Annotated in this window: 13 protein-coding genes; 9 read left to right on the top strand and 4 right to left on the bottom strand. The window is 56.4% G+C overall.

Translation table 11 applies throughout. The features are described 5' to 3' along the window. Positions 1-12: 12 nt before the first annotated feature. The 9 genes from I5192_RS02520 (at position 13) to pdeM (ending at position 10,036) form a co-directional block, all read left to right on the top strand. Positions 13-1,452 carry a CpaF family protein gene (locus I5192_RS02520; protein ID WP_170397349.1) on the top strand — a complete coding sequence of 480 codons (1,440 nt, stop codon included), beginning with the start codon at positions 13-15 and terminating at the stop codon, positions 1,450-1,452. Positions 1,453-1,464: 12 nt separating this feature from the next. Beyond that, entirely contained in the window at positions 1,465-2,433 is a 969-nt protein-coding gene (locus I5192_RS02515; RefSeq protein ID WP_170397358.1) for a type II secretion system F family protein, read from the top strand. Positions 2,434-2,444: 11 nt separating this feature from the next. Next, positions 2,445-3,422, top strand: a complete 978-nt coding sequence (locus I5192_RS02510) for a type II secretion system F family protein (RefSeq protein ID WP_170397360.1) — start codon at positions 2,445-2,447, stop codon at positions 3,420-3,422. Between the two features lie 52 nt (positions 3,423-3,474). Beyond that, complete coding sequence (locus I5192_RS02505) at positions 3,475-4,017, top strand: tetratricopeptide repeat protein (RefSeq protein WP_370644360.1); 543 nt, start codon at positions 3,475-3,477, stop codon at positions 4,015-4,017. A 30-nt stretch (positions 4,018-4,047) separates the two neighbouring features. Continuing rightward, entirely contained in the window at positions 4,048-4,899 is an 852-nt protein-coding gene (locus I5192_RS02500; protein ID WP_170397362.1) for a lipopolysaccharide assembly protein LapB, read from the top strand. Positions 4,900-4,902: 3 nt separating this feature from the next. Then, a complete protein-coding gene (locus tag I5192_RS02495; RefSeq protein ID WP_170404351.1) occupies positions 4,903-5,448 on the top strand; it encodes a prepilin peptidase in 546 nt (181 codons plus the stop codon). A 116-nt stretch (positions 5,449-5,564) separates the two neighbouring features. Continuing rightward, the gene (locus I5192_RS02490) at positions 5,565-6,872 is read left to right on the top strand and encodes an ATPase (RefSeq protein WP_170397365.1); all 1,308 of its coding nucleotides are present in this window, start codon (positions 5,565-5,567) and stop codon (positions 6,870-6,872) included. Between the two features lie 49 nt (positions 6,873-6,921). Next, positions 6,922-9,333, top strand: coding sequence for a ligase-associated DNA damage response DEXH box helicase (locus tag I5192_RS02485; protein ID WP_223117676.1), 2,412 nt, complete (start codon positions 6,922-6,924; stop codon positions 9,331-9,333). Between the two features lie 40 nt (positions 9,334-9,373). Beyond that, positions 9,374-10,036, top strand: coding sequence for a ligase-associated DNA damage response endonuclease PdeM (pdeM, locus tag I5192_RS02480; protein ID WP_170733264.1), 663 nt, complete (start codon positions 9,374-9,376; stop codon positions 10,034-10,036). Between the two features lie 3 nt (positions 10,037-10,039). Here pdeM and I5192_RS02475 read toward each other — a convergent pair whose 3' ends face one another. From I5192_RS02475 to I5192_RS02460, 4 genes are all read right to left on the bottom strand, one after another. Then, a complete protein-coding gene (locus I5192_RS02475) occupies positions 10,040-10,669 on the bottom strand; it encodes a LytTR family DNA-binding domain-containing protein (RefSeq protein WP_255612017.1) in 630 nt (209 codons plus the stop codon). Between the two features lie 329 nt (positions 10,670-10,998). Next, positions 10,999-11,889, bottom strand: coding sequence for a bifunctional methylenetetrahydrofolate dehydrogenase/methenyltetrahydrofolate cyclohydrolase FolD (gene folD / locus I5192_RS02470; RefSeq protein WP_170397373.1), 891 nt, complete (start codon positions 11,887-11,889; stop codon positions 10,999-11,001). A gap of 53 nt (positions 11,890-11,942) precedes the next feature. After that, the gene (locus tag I5192_RS02465; protein WP_170404363.1) at positions 11,943-12,248 is read right to left on the bottom strand and encodes a chorismate mutase; all 306 of its coding nucleotides are present in this window, start codon (positions 12,246-12,248) and stop codon (positions 11,943-11,945) included. Between the two features lie 57 nt (positions 12,249-12,305). Beyond that, entirely contained in the window at positions 12,306-13,982 is a 1,677-nt protein-coding gene (locus tag I5192_RS02460) for a formate--tetrahydrofolate ligase (RefSeq protein ID WP_170404366.1), read from the bottom strand. Between the last annotated feature and the right edge of the window lie 152 nt (positions 13,983-14,134).

Genomic DNA, 14,134 nt, shown 5'->3' with positions numbered 1-14,134 from the left:
AGGGGAGCTGCCGTGTTTTCAAGATACAAAAAACAGCCTTCGGCGCAGCCGGTTGAAACCCAGGCGTCGAAAGTCGAGGCCCCGGCAGCGGCAGCTGCGGCACCAGCTGCCAACGCAATTGCGCGCAAGCCGGTCAAGAAAAAGGCAGCAGAAGTTGTTGGAAACGACAAGGAACGCAAGCGCAAGGAACGGCTGGGCGAAATCAAGCTTGAGCTGCACCGCGAGCTTCTTGAAAACCTGAACCTCGCAGCCCTTGAAAAAGCCGAAGAATCCGAACTGCGGACAGAAATCAGCGCGATTGCCAGCGAAGTTCTGGAAGCCCGCAACATCGTTCTGAACCGTGAAGACCGCAGCCAGCTAAACAAAGAGCTTTATGACGAGGTCACCGGTCTCGGGCCGCTGGAAGCGCTGCTACAAGACGACTCGGTCAACGATATTCTGGTCAACGGCCCCCAGCAGATTTTTGTCGAACGGGCCGGTAAGCTTGAGATCAGCGACATCACGTTCAAAGACGAAAAGCACCTGATGCGGATCATCGACAAGATCGTTTCTGCCGTTGGTCGCCGTGTCGATGAATCCAACCCGTATGTTGACGCCCGCTTGGCTGATGGCTCACGTTTCAATGCGATGGTGCCGCCGATCGCGGTGGATGGTTCGCTTGTTTCCATTCGTAAGTTTAAGAAAGACAAGCTCGGCATCGACGATCTGGTCAATTTCGGTGCGTTTACCGAAGAAATGGCAGCCTATCTGCAAGCCGCCGTGTCGACTCGTCTGAATATCATTGTTTCGGGCGGTACCGGTTCCGGTAAAACGACAACGCTGAACGCGCTGTCGAGCTTTATCGACGACGCCGAGCGCATTCTGACCATTGAGGATACCGCGGAACTTCAGCTGCAGCAGACCCATGTGGGTCGGATGGAAAGCCGTCCGCCCAACGTTGAAGGCAAAGGCGAGGTCAGTCCGCGCGATTGTTTGAAAAACGCCCTGCGGATGCGCCCCGACCGCATCATCGTGGGCGAGACCCGTGGCGCCGAAGTGATCGATATGCTGCAGGCCATGAATACCGGCCACGACGGATCAATGACCACGATCCACGCGAACTCGGCCCGTGACGGTATCTCGCGTCTTGAAAACATGATCGCCATGGCGGGGATCGAAATGCCGATCAAGGCGGTCCGCAGCCAGATCTCGTCGGCTGTGAATCTGATCGTTCAGGCCAGCCGTCTGCAGGATGGTTCGCGCCGGATGACATCAATCACCGAAATTACCGGCATGGAAGGTGACGTCATCTCGATGCAGGAAATATTTAAATTTCAACGGGTTGGCTTGACCCCCGACAACAAGATCATCGGTCATTTCACCGCCACAGGTGTGCGCAGCCACTATTCCGAGCGCTTCCGTCTGTGGGGCTTCGATCTGCCCGCCTCGATCTACGATCCAACCACGATGTAGGAGAACCAAGATATGCAACTGCCTGTCGAGGCGCTCATCTACATCGTGATTTTCGTCGGGGTCTTTGCCCTGGTCGAAGGTATCTATCTCGTCGCATTCGGAAAATCGATCAGCCTGAACAGCCGCGTCAATCGCAGGCTGGACATGATCGATAAGGGCGTCGGGCGCGAGCAAGTACTGGAGCAGCTGCGCAAGGAAATGCAGCAGCACATGAAGTCGCAGAGCATACCGCTCTACTCGCTATTGGCAGACAAGGCGCAGAAGGCGGCGATCGCCTTCTCTCCTCGGCAGTTGATTGTGATCATGGCGCTGGTTTCAGGGCTGGCTTTTGTAGGTTTGAGCGTAGGAACAGCGACCGAACCGACGCTTCGGGCGGCTCTATCGGTCGCGATCGGGGTCGGAGCGGTGTACGCTTGGGTCAATAACAAAGCCAATAAACGTATGGCCTTGATTGAAGAACAATTGCCCGACGCGGTGGAACTGATGGTTCGGTCACTTCGCGTCGGAAACCCATTTGTTTCCTCGATCCAAATCGTTGCTAACGAGGTCGAGGACCCCCTTGCGACAGAGTTCGGTGTTATCTCGGATGAATCCGCTTATGGCCGGGATGTCGGTGAAGCACTCAAGGATATGGCAGAGCGGCTGGACATGCAGGATTTACGGTTTTTGGCCGTCGCCGTTTCGATCCAGCAGCAATCGGGGGGTAACCTTGCCGATATTTTGGCCGGGTTGGCCAAGGTGATCCGCGCGCGTTTCCGACTGTTTCGCCGGGTGAACGCTATCACCGCCGAAGCCAAATGGTCAGGCAAATTCCTGTCGGGTTTCCCGGTCGCCTGTCTTCTGTTCATCATGGTTAAGGACCCGAACTACTACGACGCCGTAATCGACGATCCGCTTTTCATTCCGGCATGTTTCTTTGTCGGCATCACGCTGACCCTGAACCTGATCGTCATGCGTATCCTGACCGACATTAAGGTTTAAGAGGCCCAAAGATGGAATTTTTGAACCAGATCAATGAACTGTTGAAGCAGAACTTGGGTGAATTCGGTCCGCTGATTGTCGTGGGCGTTTTGGGATTGTTCATGATCCTCGTCACAATCCCGCTGATGCTGAACCAGCCGGAAGACCCACTAAAGAAGTTGCAGCGGTCAAATTCACCGCCAAAAAACAACAAGAAAGAAAAGAAAGAGCGTCTCAGAACAGCCAGCCGGAACGAACAGCTTGAGAAGTTCGCCAACTTTCTAGAACCAAAGAACGAAGAAGAGTATACCGCCGTTCAACTCAAGTTGAGGCAAGCCGGCTATCAGTCCAAGGACGCGGTTCGTTTCTATCACTTCGCTCAGTTCGCATTGGGCATAATCGGGATCCTGATCGGCGTCTCGCTGGTTACCGTGTTTGCGGGCGATCAGGAATTTGACTCGACACAAATCCTCATTCGCGTTCTGGGACCTGGTATTGCGGGTTACTTCGTGCCCAAATACTGGATCACGCGGCGAGTAGAGGAACGCAAGGAAGCGATCGTAAATGGTTTCCCTGATACGCTCGATCTGATGTTGGTATGCGTCGAGGCAGGGCAGTCCTTGGATCAGGCCATTGTACGGGTCGCGTCTGAGATGAAAGCATCTTACCCAGACATCGCGCTTGAGTTCGAGGTAGTCGCCTACGAAATGAAAGCCGGTAAAGAAAAGGACACCGTTTTGCGCGACTTCGCGACGCGATGCGGCGTTCAGGACGTTAGCGCATTCGTCACCGTGATGATCCAATCAGCGACATTCGGGACATCCATTGCCGAAGCGTTGCGGGTTTATGCCGATGAAATGCGTGACAAACGCGTGATGCGCGCCGAAGAGGCAGCGAATAAGTTGCCAACCAAAATGACGCTTGCGACAATGATGTTGACCGTCCCTCCTCTGCTGGTCATCCTTGTTGGACCTTCGGCAAAAGGTATTATGGAGTTTGGAAACCGATAACGCCTTCCCGCTTCTTCGCTGGGTTGCCAAATCAGGTTGTTGGCACCTTCGTATGACAATTCAGGCCGCCATGGTTTTCACCATGGTGGCCTCTTGCACTGAAACAGGCGCGACAGACGATCCGTTTGCCCCTGGCGTCGACCCTGATGGGCCTGCGGTAGATGAGGTGACGGTCGGAAACCGATTGATGGCGGCGGGCGAATATGAGCTTGCACTTGAATCCTTCACTCGTGCCGCGTTGCAACAGGGTATGACCCCGCAAATCCTGACTTCGCTTGGGACAGCTAATTTGGGATTGCGCCGGATTGGCCAAGCTGAACCGCTATTGCGTCGTGCTGTCGAGGACGATCCCGAGTGGCCTGTGGCATGGAACAACCTGGGTGTTTTCTTGGTGGAAACGGGCGAATATGCCGAAGCCGCGCAGATGTTCCGCAGAGCCTATGCGCTGGACAATGGCGAAAGTGACGCAATCCGCGACAATCTGCGGTTAGCACTCGCAAAAATGGAAAATCCTGTTAATAATACCCCACAAGAACAAGAATTTGAACTGGAGCAGCGCGGCAACGGGCAATTTGTTCTGCGTAAAATCCAGTAATAGAGGCAGAGCAGTAAAGGACGCACAAAAATGCGCCAACCCTTCTTGATTCCGACGATGCTGGCGTGCGGGCTGGTTTTGGCCGCCTGCGCAAAGGAAACCGAAGAGGAAAAGGTTGAACGTACTTTTCAGGAAGTGAACGTCATCGACGAGACCAACCTGAATGACGTGATGCTGAATGCGGCCGATCCCAATGAGGCGGTGACCTATTTCCAAAGTGCGGCCGCCAAGAACCCTGACCGCATCGACCTGCAACGAGGACTAGCGATCACGCTGACCCGTGCCAAGCGCAGCACTGAAGCTTCCGCCGCGTGGAAACGAGTGCTGAGCATGAAAGGGGCCAACAACGCCGACCGTGTCGAATACGCTGATGCGCAGATTCGCAGCGGCAACTGGGACGGCGCAAAGGCGACATTGGACAAGATCCCCCCTACATATGAAACCTTTAAACGGTATCGGCTTGAAGCGCTGGTGGCAGATGCCAAAAAAGACTGGAATCGCGCCGACCATTACTACGAAACCGCGGTGGGCCTGACGACCCGCCCTGCCGGAGTCATGAACAACTGGGGCTATTCCAAACTAACGCGCGGGCAATATGCGGAAGCCGAGCGGCTGTTTACCGACGCCATTAGGCAGGACAATTCTATGTTCACCGCCAAAAACAACCTTGTTCTGGCGCGCAGCGCACAGGGCAACTACAGCGTTCCTGTTGTCCCAATGACGCAGACCGAACGGGCGAAACTGTTGAACACCATGGCCATTTCAGCCGTGAAACAGGGGAATATCAACCTGGCCAAGAACCTCTATCGCGAGGCGATTTCCACCCACCCGCAGCATTATGACGAGGCGGTCCGCTCGCTTCGGGCCCTTGAGGACGCCTGATCCATGATCATACCAGCGGCAGCGGCGGCGTGGTTTCTACCTTTTGTTCTGCCGATCTGTTTCTACGTTGCCTTTACGGATATGCGTGAGATGCGGATCAAGAACCACGCTGTCGTCGCGCTGGCGGTTGTTTATCTCATCGTCGGGCTTATCGCATTGCCACCGTGGTCCGGTCCGTGGATCCCCGGCAACATCGGGCCGTTAACCCTGACCCTGCCTGTCTACGGATGGCAGCTGCTTCACATGGTTGTCGTTCTTGTTATCGGCATCGTGCTAAATGCAGCTGGTGTGATGGGGGCCGGAGACGCGAAGTTCTGTGCCGCTGCCGCAGCGTTTGTCTGGGTCGGTGACCTGATGTGGGTCATGGTGATTCTGACGGCAACTCTGCTGGGAGCGTTCTTTGCCCACCGGTTGGCGAAATACACCCGGCTGCGCCAGATCGCACCACATTGGGAAAGCTGGGATCGCGGCAAACAGTTCCCTATGGGTCTGACGCTGGCTGGCAGCCTCGTTGTTTATTTGATTTTGGGCATAATCCACGGATCGTGAACAATCATCAGCGCGCCTTGCCCGCGCCTTTGTCCTGCCACAAATCCGCGCCAAATTCTTCCAAAGCGGCCCCGCAAGGGCCTTTTGCGTGATTTTTGGATGGACGAGCCCCGCTCATGAATATGCAGACCTCCTCTGTGATTGCCCCCCCTGCCCCTAAAGGCCTGGGAGAAATGCAACTTCCGCTGGTGATGATGCGGGACATTCTGTTGAAGACCGTCTTTCGCAAGAACGTGGATACGGTCAGCGAAATCGCGGGTGCCATCTGTTTGCCCGGGTCCGTGACACAGGAACTAGTTGATATCGCACGCGAGCAGAAACTGCTTGAAGCGACCGGGACTCTGAACGCCAACTCCGGCAATGAAATGGGCTATCAGCTGACCGATGCAGGCAAAGCGCGGGCGTTGGATGCGTTGAGCCAGTCTGAATATTTCGGTGCGATGCCGGTGCCGCTCGATGTTTACCGCGAGCAGGTCAAGCGCCAGTCCATCCGCAACATTCAAGTCACCCGCGACCAGCTAACCGGCGCGATGGGCCATCTTGTTCTGCCCGACAGCCTGCTGGATCATCTGGGCCCGGCGGTCAGCGCCGGTCGCTCAATTCTGATGTATGGCCCTCCGGGCAATGGTAAATCCTCGATCTCGAACGGCATTCGCGATGCTTTGGGGGACAACGTCTATGTTCCGCGCGCAATCGAATATGCCGGTCAGGTGATTACGGTCTACGACCCGATCGTGCACACCGCGATCGAGCAAGAAGAGGACGATCCCAACAGTCTGCGCCGCCGCAAGCGGTTCGACACTCGCTATGTTCAATGCGAACGCCCCACCGTTGTGACTGGTGGTGAACTGTCACTGAGCATGCTGGATTTGGTCTACAACCCCACTGCGCGTACTTATCAGGCGCCTCTGCAGCTGAAATCCACCGGCGGCATCTTCATCGTGGACGACCTTGGACGTCAGGCAGAGCCCCCTCAGGCCCTGATCAACCGCTGGATTGTTCCGCTTGAAGAAAGCAAGGATATCCTTGGCCTGCAATCGGGTGAGAAGTTCGAAGTACCATTCGACACGCTGGTTATATTTTCGACCAACTTCCACCCGAATGAGATTTTCGACCAAGCGGCCCTGCGCCGGATTTTCTTCAAGATCAAAATCGACGGCCCGAACCAAGAGAACTTCCTGAAGATCTTTGCCATGGTCGCCCGCAAGCGCGGTATGCCACTAGACGAGGCGGCGCTAGTGCATTTGCTGAAGGTCAAATACCCGACCATCAACAACATCTACGCAAACTATCAGCCGATCTTCCTGATCGACCAGATGATCTCAATCTGCGAGTTTGAGGGTATCCCGTATCAGATGAGTCCGGACCTGATCGACCGAGCCTGGGCCAACATGTTCGTGAAGGAAGAAAAGATCATTCACTGATCCCCTGGTCCTGGTTTCCATGGCCTGAGGGCTGCGCTAGGTTCGTCGGATGGTGCAGATTCCTCCGGCAATCCAAAACTGGTTTTCGAACAAAGGCTGGTCGATTCATCCGCATCAGCAAGAAATGTTTGAGCGGGCGAATGATCCCGCGACCCTTCTTATCGCTCCAACTGGTGGCGGCAAAACCATGGCCGGTTTTCTACCTTCCCTGGCCGAGTTGGCCGAAGGGCAGCATGACGGATTGCACACGCTTTATGTGTCTCCTCTCAAGGCGCTGGCAGCGGATATCAGGCGCAATCTGCGCGTTCCCGTCGAGGAAATCGGCCTGCCAATTCGGATCGAAGATCGCACCGGCGACACATCGGCCACGCAGAAGAAACGCCAGCGCGCCGATCCTCCACAAATCCTTCTGACCACGCCCGAGAGTCTGGCGTTACTTACTTCATACGAAGATGCTCCGCGCATGTTTGCTGGGGTCCAGCGCATTGTTGTCGACGAAATACATGCACTGGCAGAAAGCAAACGGGGGGATCAATTGATGCTGGCGCTGGCACGATTGCAGACACTCTGCCCCGATCTGCGCCGCGTAGGCTTGTCCGCCACGGTTGAAGACCCCGAAGGCATCGCACGATTTCTAGCCCGCAATCCCGATCCTTGCCGAGTTATTCAGGCTGATCCCGGCCCTGACCCCGATATCTCGATGCTGCAAACACAAGAGATGCCGCCATGGTCGGGCGGTGGCGCAGCCTATTCCATCCCCGCTGTGATGGAGCAGATCAAAAAGCACAAGACGACACTTATCTTTCACAATACTCGGGCGCAGGCCGAGATTTTCTTTCACAACCTTTGGCTCGCCAACGACGACGCTCTGCCCATCGGCATTCACCACGGCAGCCTGGATCGGCAACAACGCGAACGGGTCGAGGCCGCGATGGTCAGGGGTGATCTGAGGGCAATTGTCTGTACCGGCAGCCTCGATCTGGGGATCGACTGGGGCGATGTGGATCTGGTGATCCAGATCGGCGCGCCGAAGAACGTCAAGCGGCTGGTGCAGCGGATCGGGCGCGCAAATCACCGCTACAATGCCCCTTCCAAAGCTATTCTCGTCCCAGCCAACCGGTTCGAAGTGGTCGAATGTGTTGCTGCACTGGAAGCTGTGCAAGAACATGATCTGGATGGCGACCCCCGCGGGCCAGGACCCAGGGACGTTTTGTGCCAGCATATTCTGATCGCCGCCGCAGCGGGACCGTTTGATGCAGATGCACTCTACGCCGAAATGACGGCTGCCGGGCCTTATGCACAGATCACCCGTGCTGAATTCGATGCCTGTTTGGAATTCTGCGCCACCGGTGGATATGCTCTGCGAGCCTATGATCGGTGGCAGAGGCTACAGCAGCGCCCGGATGGAGCCTGGCAATTGCGCGACCCGAGGGCGGCACAACGTATCCGCATGAACCTTGGCACGATTCAGGACACCGACACGCTGAAGGTTCGGCTTAAGCGCAATCGCGGGGGCAAGCCTCTGGGTGAGGTAGAGGAGGGATTCGCGGCCTCGCTAACCCCTGGTGATACCTTCCTGATCGGTGGTCAGATCGTCCGCTATGAGGGTCTGCGAGAGATGGTGGTCGAAGTCAGCCGCCGCGCTGACCGCAAGCCCAAGATCGCGACCTTTTCGGGTACTAAGTTCGCCACGTCCACCCAGCTGAGCGACCGAATCCTACGGATGTTCGCACAGCCGGATTGGCCTCAACTGCCCGGACATACTGCCGAATGGCTGGGTCTTCAGCGCGAGATATCACGCCTGCCGCAAAGTGACCGCCTGTTGATTGAGAGCTTCCCTGACAGGGGGCGCGAGCATCTATGCGTCTACGGATTTGCCGGCCGCAATGCGCAACAGACGCTGGGCTTGCTGTTGACCAAACGCATGGAGGAAACCGGCCTTGCGCCGCTGGGATTTGTAGCCACTGACTATGCCACCTTAATCTGGGGGCTGGATGCGGTGACCGATCCGCGCCCACTATTTCAGTTGGACGCGCTACGAGAAGGATTGGAGACTTGGCTGGCGGGTAACGCCGTGATGAAACGCACATTTCGTGCTTCGGCCACAATCGCGGGCTTGATCGAACGCAACACTGGTGGGCAGCGCAAGAGTGGTCGGCAGGCGACATTTTCGTCAGATATCCTCTATGACACCTTGCTGAAATACGATCCTGAACATCTGCTGATGCAAATCACCCGCGAAGAGGCCATGCGCGGGTTGGTCGATTTCGGACGGATCGAAGCCATGGTCGCCCGGATCGGAGACCGCATTGACCTGCTGCGGCTAGACCGCGTCTCACCCCTGGCGGCGCCTCTGTTCCTCGAAGTTGGCAAAGTCCCCGTCAAGGGTGAAGCCGAGGAACGCCTGCTTGCGGAAGAAAGTGCCCGGTTACTGCAGGCCGCCGGATTGCAACCGGCATAAACCACTTGCGCAATCCGCAAAATCGTATGAAGAACGGATCATGAACAAGATCGCGTTTTCATTTTCTGGCCAAGACCTGGCTGCGCTTGGGTCGGGCGCACTATGGTGGCCGGAACAGGGCTTGCTCTGTGTTTCCGATCTGCATTTAGGCAAATCCGAACGGATCGCCCGCAGGGGCGGCCCGACATTGCCGCCGTATGACAGCCGCGAAACATTGACCCGATTGGCAAGTGATCTTGCCAGTACCGGTGCCACGACGGTCATCTGTTTGGGGGACAGCTTTGACGATCTCGATGCCTCGGGCGCGTTGGCTGCTGAGGATAGGCAACAGATCACCGCAATGCAGGCTGGTCGACGTTGGATCTGGATCGAGGGGAACCATGACCCCGGCCCGGTAGAAATGGGCGGCACACATCTGTCCGAGTGGGCTTGCCACGATCTGATTTTTCGCCATATCGCCCAGCAAAACAGTCCAGGTGAAGTCTCGGGCCACTACCACCCCAAAGTTAACCTCAATGCCCGAGGGCGCTCGATCACCCGCCCAGCTTTTTTGTTGGATCAATCACGTCTGATCCTTCCAGCTTATGGCGCTTACACCGGGGGGTTGCGCAGTTCAGCAGAGGCTCTGAGCGGCATCATGGCACCGGATGCGCGGGCAATTCTGACCGGCGCGCAGCCACAACTCATCCCGATGCCCAGATAGGTTCTAGAGCAACCCGTCGTCCACAAGCTGTTGCTTGTATTTCCTGCTGACAGGAACCTGATCGCCGTTGCTTAGGTGCAAAAAGGATTTTCCCTTTTCTTTTTCGACCCCAACAATCGCCGAATCCACGACCCAGTGTGAACGGTGCGTACAATGGCCTTGTACCGGCTCCATCTCGGCAATCGCGTCGGTAAAGCGCGAGCGGATTGTAAACGTACCATCGGACGTGACCACGTCGACATAGTGATCGCGCACGGTTAACCGATAAACCTGCCCCTCGAAAGTGGCGGGCAAACGATTGAAAAGACGTGGTCTGGGTTCGAATACCGGTGCTGCGGTTTCTTCCCGCTGACGCACCAGCAAAAGTCCGGTGGCGAAGAGAAGACCATAAGGGGCGACTTTCAATATGCCCGGTGCCATCAATCCATTTAGCGTGAACAGAATCCAGGTCAGAAACCACAGTGATGGTGCAAACAATGTCAGGATCAACAGGACGAAGGCAAAATCACGGACCAGCAATCCGGATCGATTTAGCCGTTCGCGTACCAGCTTTCCAGCCGACCAAGTCGCTGCAAGCGCGAGCAGCATAACACCTGTCCAGAACACCATCCGCTGACTGAATGGCAGTGTCATATCCCGAAAGGGGGCAAAGGAATACGCCAATAAAGGAATAAAAACGAGGCCGGCCACTACCCGTTGAAGGCTTATTAACGAGAAGATCGGACTCAGCTTCATCATACCAGGTAACGCACCTCGCCAAAGGTAAAACCATGAAACACGAACAGACAGGATTATAACCCCTTAAACGGCTGGAATAGAAGGATTATCACCGACCGACGCTAGGTCAAGTCAAGATGTAGTTATATAAATATCCTAATCTAATGAAAAAGGCCGGAGAGCTTTTCGCTCTCCGGCCAATTCAATCATGGACGTTGCGCCCGGATTGAACTCGGAGTTTGCAATTAGGCAGTCAGGCCTTCCGGTTCAGGCAAGCCGTTTGCGCGGCAAGCCGCGGTGAGCGTGTTCGCAAGAAGGCAGGCGATCGTCATAGGGCCAACTCCGCCGGGAACGGGGGTAATCGCACCAGCGCGTTCTGCCGCAGTGGCGTAGTCAACGTCGCCAACCAGCTTGTTCTTGCCGTCGCGTTCGATCCGGTTGATGCCGACATCGATCACGGTTGCGCCTTCCTTGATCCAGTCACCCGGAACCATCTCGGGGCGACCAACTGCGGCGACCACAATATCAGCACGACGCACAACATCGGGAAGATCTTTGGTGCGGCTATGCGCGATGGTCACGGTGCAACTGTCGCCCAGAAGCAACTGCGCCATCGGCTTACCCACGATGTTCGACCGACCGATCACTACAGCATCCATGCCGGACAAAGAGCCGTGGTGATCGCGCAACATCATCAGACAGCCCAGCGGAGTGCACGGCACCATTGACTTCTGACCTGTTCCCAGCAGGCCCACATTCGAGATGTGGAACCCGTCCACATCCTTTGCCGGATCGATCGAGTTGATCACCAGATCTTCGTTCAGATGCTTGGGCAGCGGCAGTTGCACCAGAATGCCGTGCACCGCAGGGTCATTGTTCAGTTTGTCAATCAGCGCCAGCAGGTCCGCCTCGGACGTGTCCACATCCAGCTTGTGCTCGTACGAGTTCATGCCGACCTCGACGGTCATCTTGCCCTTTGAACGGACATAGACCTGGCTGGCCGGGTCTTCGCCCACCAGAACCACCGCCAGACCGGGGGTGATGCCGTTCTCTTCTTTCAGCTTTGCAACCTGGTCAGCCACCTGCGCGCGCACTTTGGCGGCAAAGGCCTTTCCGTCGATAACCTGCGCTACCATTCTTTGATCCCTTCTTTCACAAAACGGATCGGGCGCACTAGGCGCCCGTTTCTTCAGTCTGGGCCGAGCACGCGTTCTTCGCGGGCAATCGACCAATCAATCAGTATACGCCAGAGCTTTTCGGCAAGATCGGGGTCCATACCCAACTCATCCGAGCTCTTGCGGACGCGCTGCACCACATCTTCGACACGTTCCGGGATGCGGGCTGGCAGGCCCTCGCCGGGTTTCAGCTGCGACGCGCGGTCGATATAGGTTGCGCGCGTTACCAGCAATCCAATCAATTGGCGGTCCAGCTTGTCGATCTGAGGCCGCAATTCCTGCATCGAATGACAGTCTTGCGGAGGTATCAGAGTGGGCATTTTGGTCTCCTGCGGCCCGGGGATATCCCCGGACCACGAGATGTCTTATTTGAGCGCTTAGAACAAGCCCTCGATCTCACCTGCGTCGTTAAGGCAGATGGTTTCGGCGGCTGGTTTGCGCGGCAGACCGGGCATGGTCATGATCTCACCGCAGACAACGACGATGAAACCGGCACCAGCGGAAAGGCGAACCTCACGCACCGGAACCGAGTGTCCGGTAGGCGCGCCGCGCAGGGTTGGGTCGGTCGAGAACGAATACTGGGTTTTCGCCATGCAGACCGGCAGATTGCCGTAGCCTGCTTCTTCCCATTCGCGCAGCTGGTTGCGGATCTTGTTGTCGGCCAGAACTTCGTCGGCGCGATAGATACGCTTGGCGATGGTTTCGATCTTCTCGAACAGCGGCATGTCGTCTGGGTAGATCGGTGAGAAGTTCGCGGCACCATTTTCGACGATTTCGACAACTTTTTCGGCCAGAGGCGCAGAGCCATCCGAACCCAGCTCCCAGTGACGCGACAGGATCGCCTCAACACCATGCTCGCCGCAGTAGTCCTTGACCGCCTGAACTTCGTCATCGGTGTCGGTGACGAAGTGGTTGATCGCGACGACAACCGGAACACCGAAGGATTTGACGTTTTCGATGTGGCGACCCAGGTTGGCACAACCTGACTTCACAGCGTCAACGTTTTCCGCACCCAAGTCAGCCTTGGCCACGCCGCCATTCATTTTCATCGCGCGCACGGTGGCAACCAGTACCACTGCCGACGGAGCAATACCCGCCTTGCGGCACTTAATGTTCATGAACTTCTCGGCACCGAGGTCAGCACCAAAGCCCGCTTCGGTGACAACATAGTCGGCCACTTTCAGAGCGGTTTTGGTTGCGATGACTGAGTTACAGCCGTGCGCGATGTTTGCAAACGGGCCGCCGTGGACGAAAGCCGGGTTGTTTTCCAGCGTCTGCACCAGGTTCGGCTGCATCGCGTCTTTCAACAGAACGGTCATTGCACCTTCTGCCTTGATATCGCGGCAGTAAACCGGGGTCTTGTCGCGGCGGTAAGCAACAATGATGTCGCCCAGACGCTTCTCCAGATCTTTCAAGTCGTTTGCCAAGCAGAGGATCGCCATGACTTCGGACGCCACGGTGATGTCAAAGCCTGCTTCACGCGGGAAACCATTCGACACGCCGCCCAGAGACGCCGTGATCTGACGCAGAGCACGGTCATTCATGTCGACGACGCGGCGCCATGCAACGCGGCGTGTGTCGATTTCCTGCTCGTTACCCCAATAGATATGGTTGTCGATCATCGCCGACAGCAGCGAGTGGGCCGAGGTGATGGCGTGGAAGTCACCTGTGAAGTGCAGGTTCATTTCTTCCATCGGAACAACCTGCGCGTAACCGCCACCTGCGGCGCCGCCCTTCATGCCGAAGTTCGGGCCAAGCGAAGCTTCGCGGATACAGATCATCGCGTTCTTGCCGATGCGGTTCAAGCCGTCGCCCAGACCTACGGTGGTGGTGGTCTTGCCTTCACCTGCGGGAGTTGGGTTGATCGCGGTCACCAGGATCAGTTTGCCGTCTTCGCGGTCCTGTACCGAGTTGATGAAGTCCTGGCTGACTTTGGCCTTGTCATGGCCGTAAGGCAGCAGATCATCGCTGGAGATACCCAGCTTCGCGCCGATTTCCTGAATCGGCTTTTTGTTCGCCTCGCGGGCAATCTCAATGTCGGATTTGTAGCTCATTGGGCAGGGTCCCTGATTGAATTCCGTGCAAAACCGACGCACGGGCGTCGGCGCTGCGCAACATATACTGACGTACACAACTCTGATGGCTAAGGATTCCGACATTTTCATGCCGCGAAACGGCGTTGCGAGAAATCGTAATGCGCAAATCG

Origin of the sequence: Ruegeria sp. SCSIO 43209 (assembly GCF_019904295.1) — a bacterium.
Lineage (GTDB): Bacteria > Pseudomonadota > Alphaproteobacteria > Rhodobacterales > Rhodobacteraceae > Ruegeria.
The sequence above is the reverse complement of the archived record's forward strand: the minus strand, read 5'-3'. Positions and strand labels throughout refer to the sequence as shown.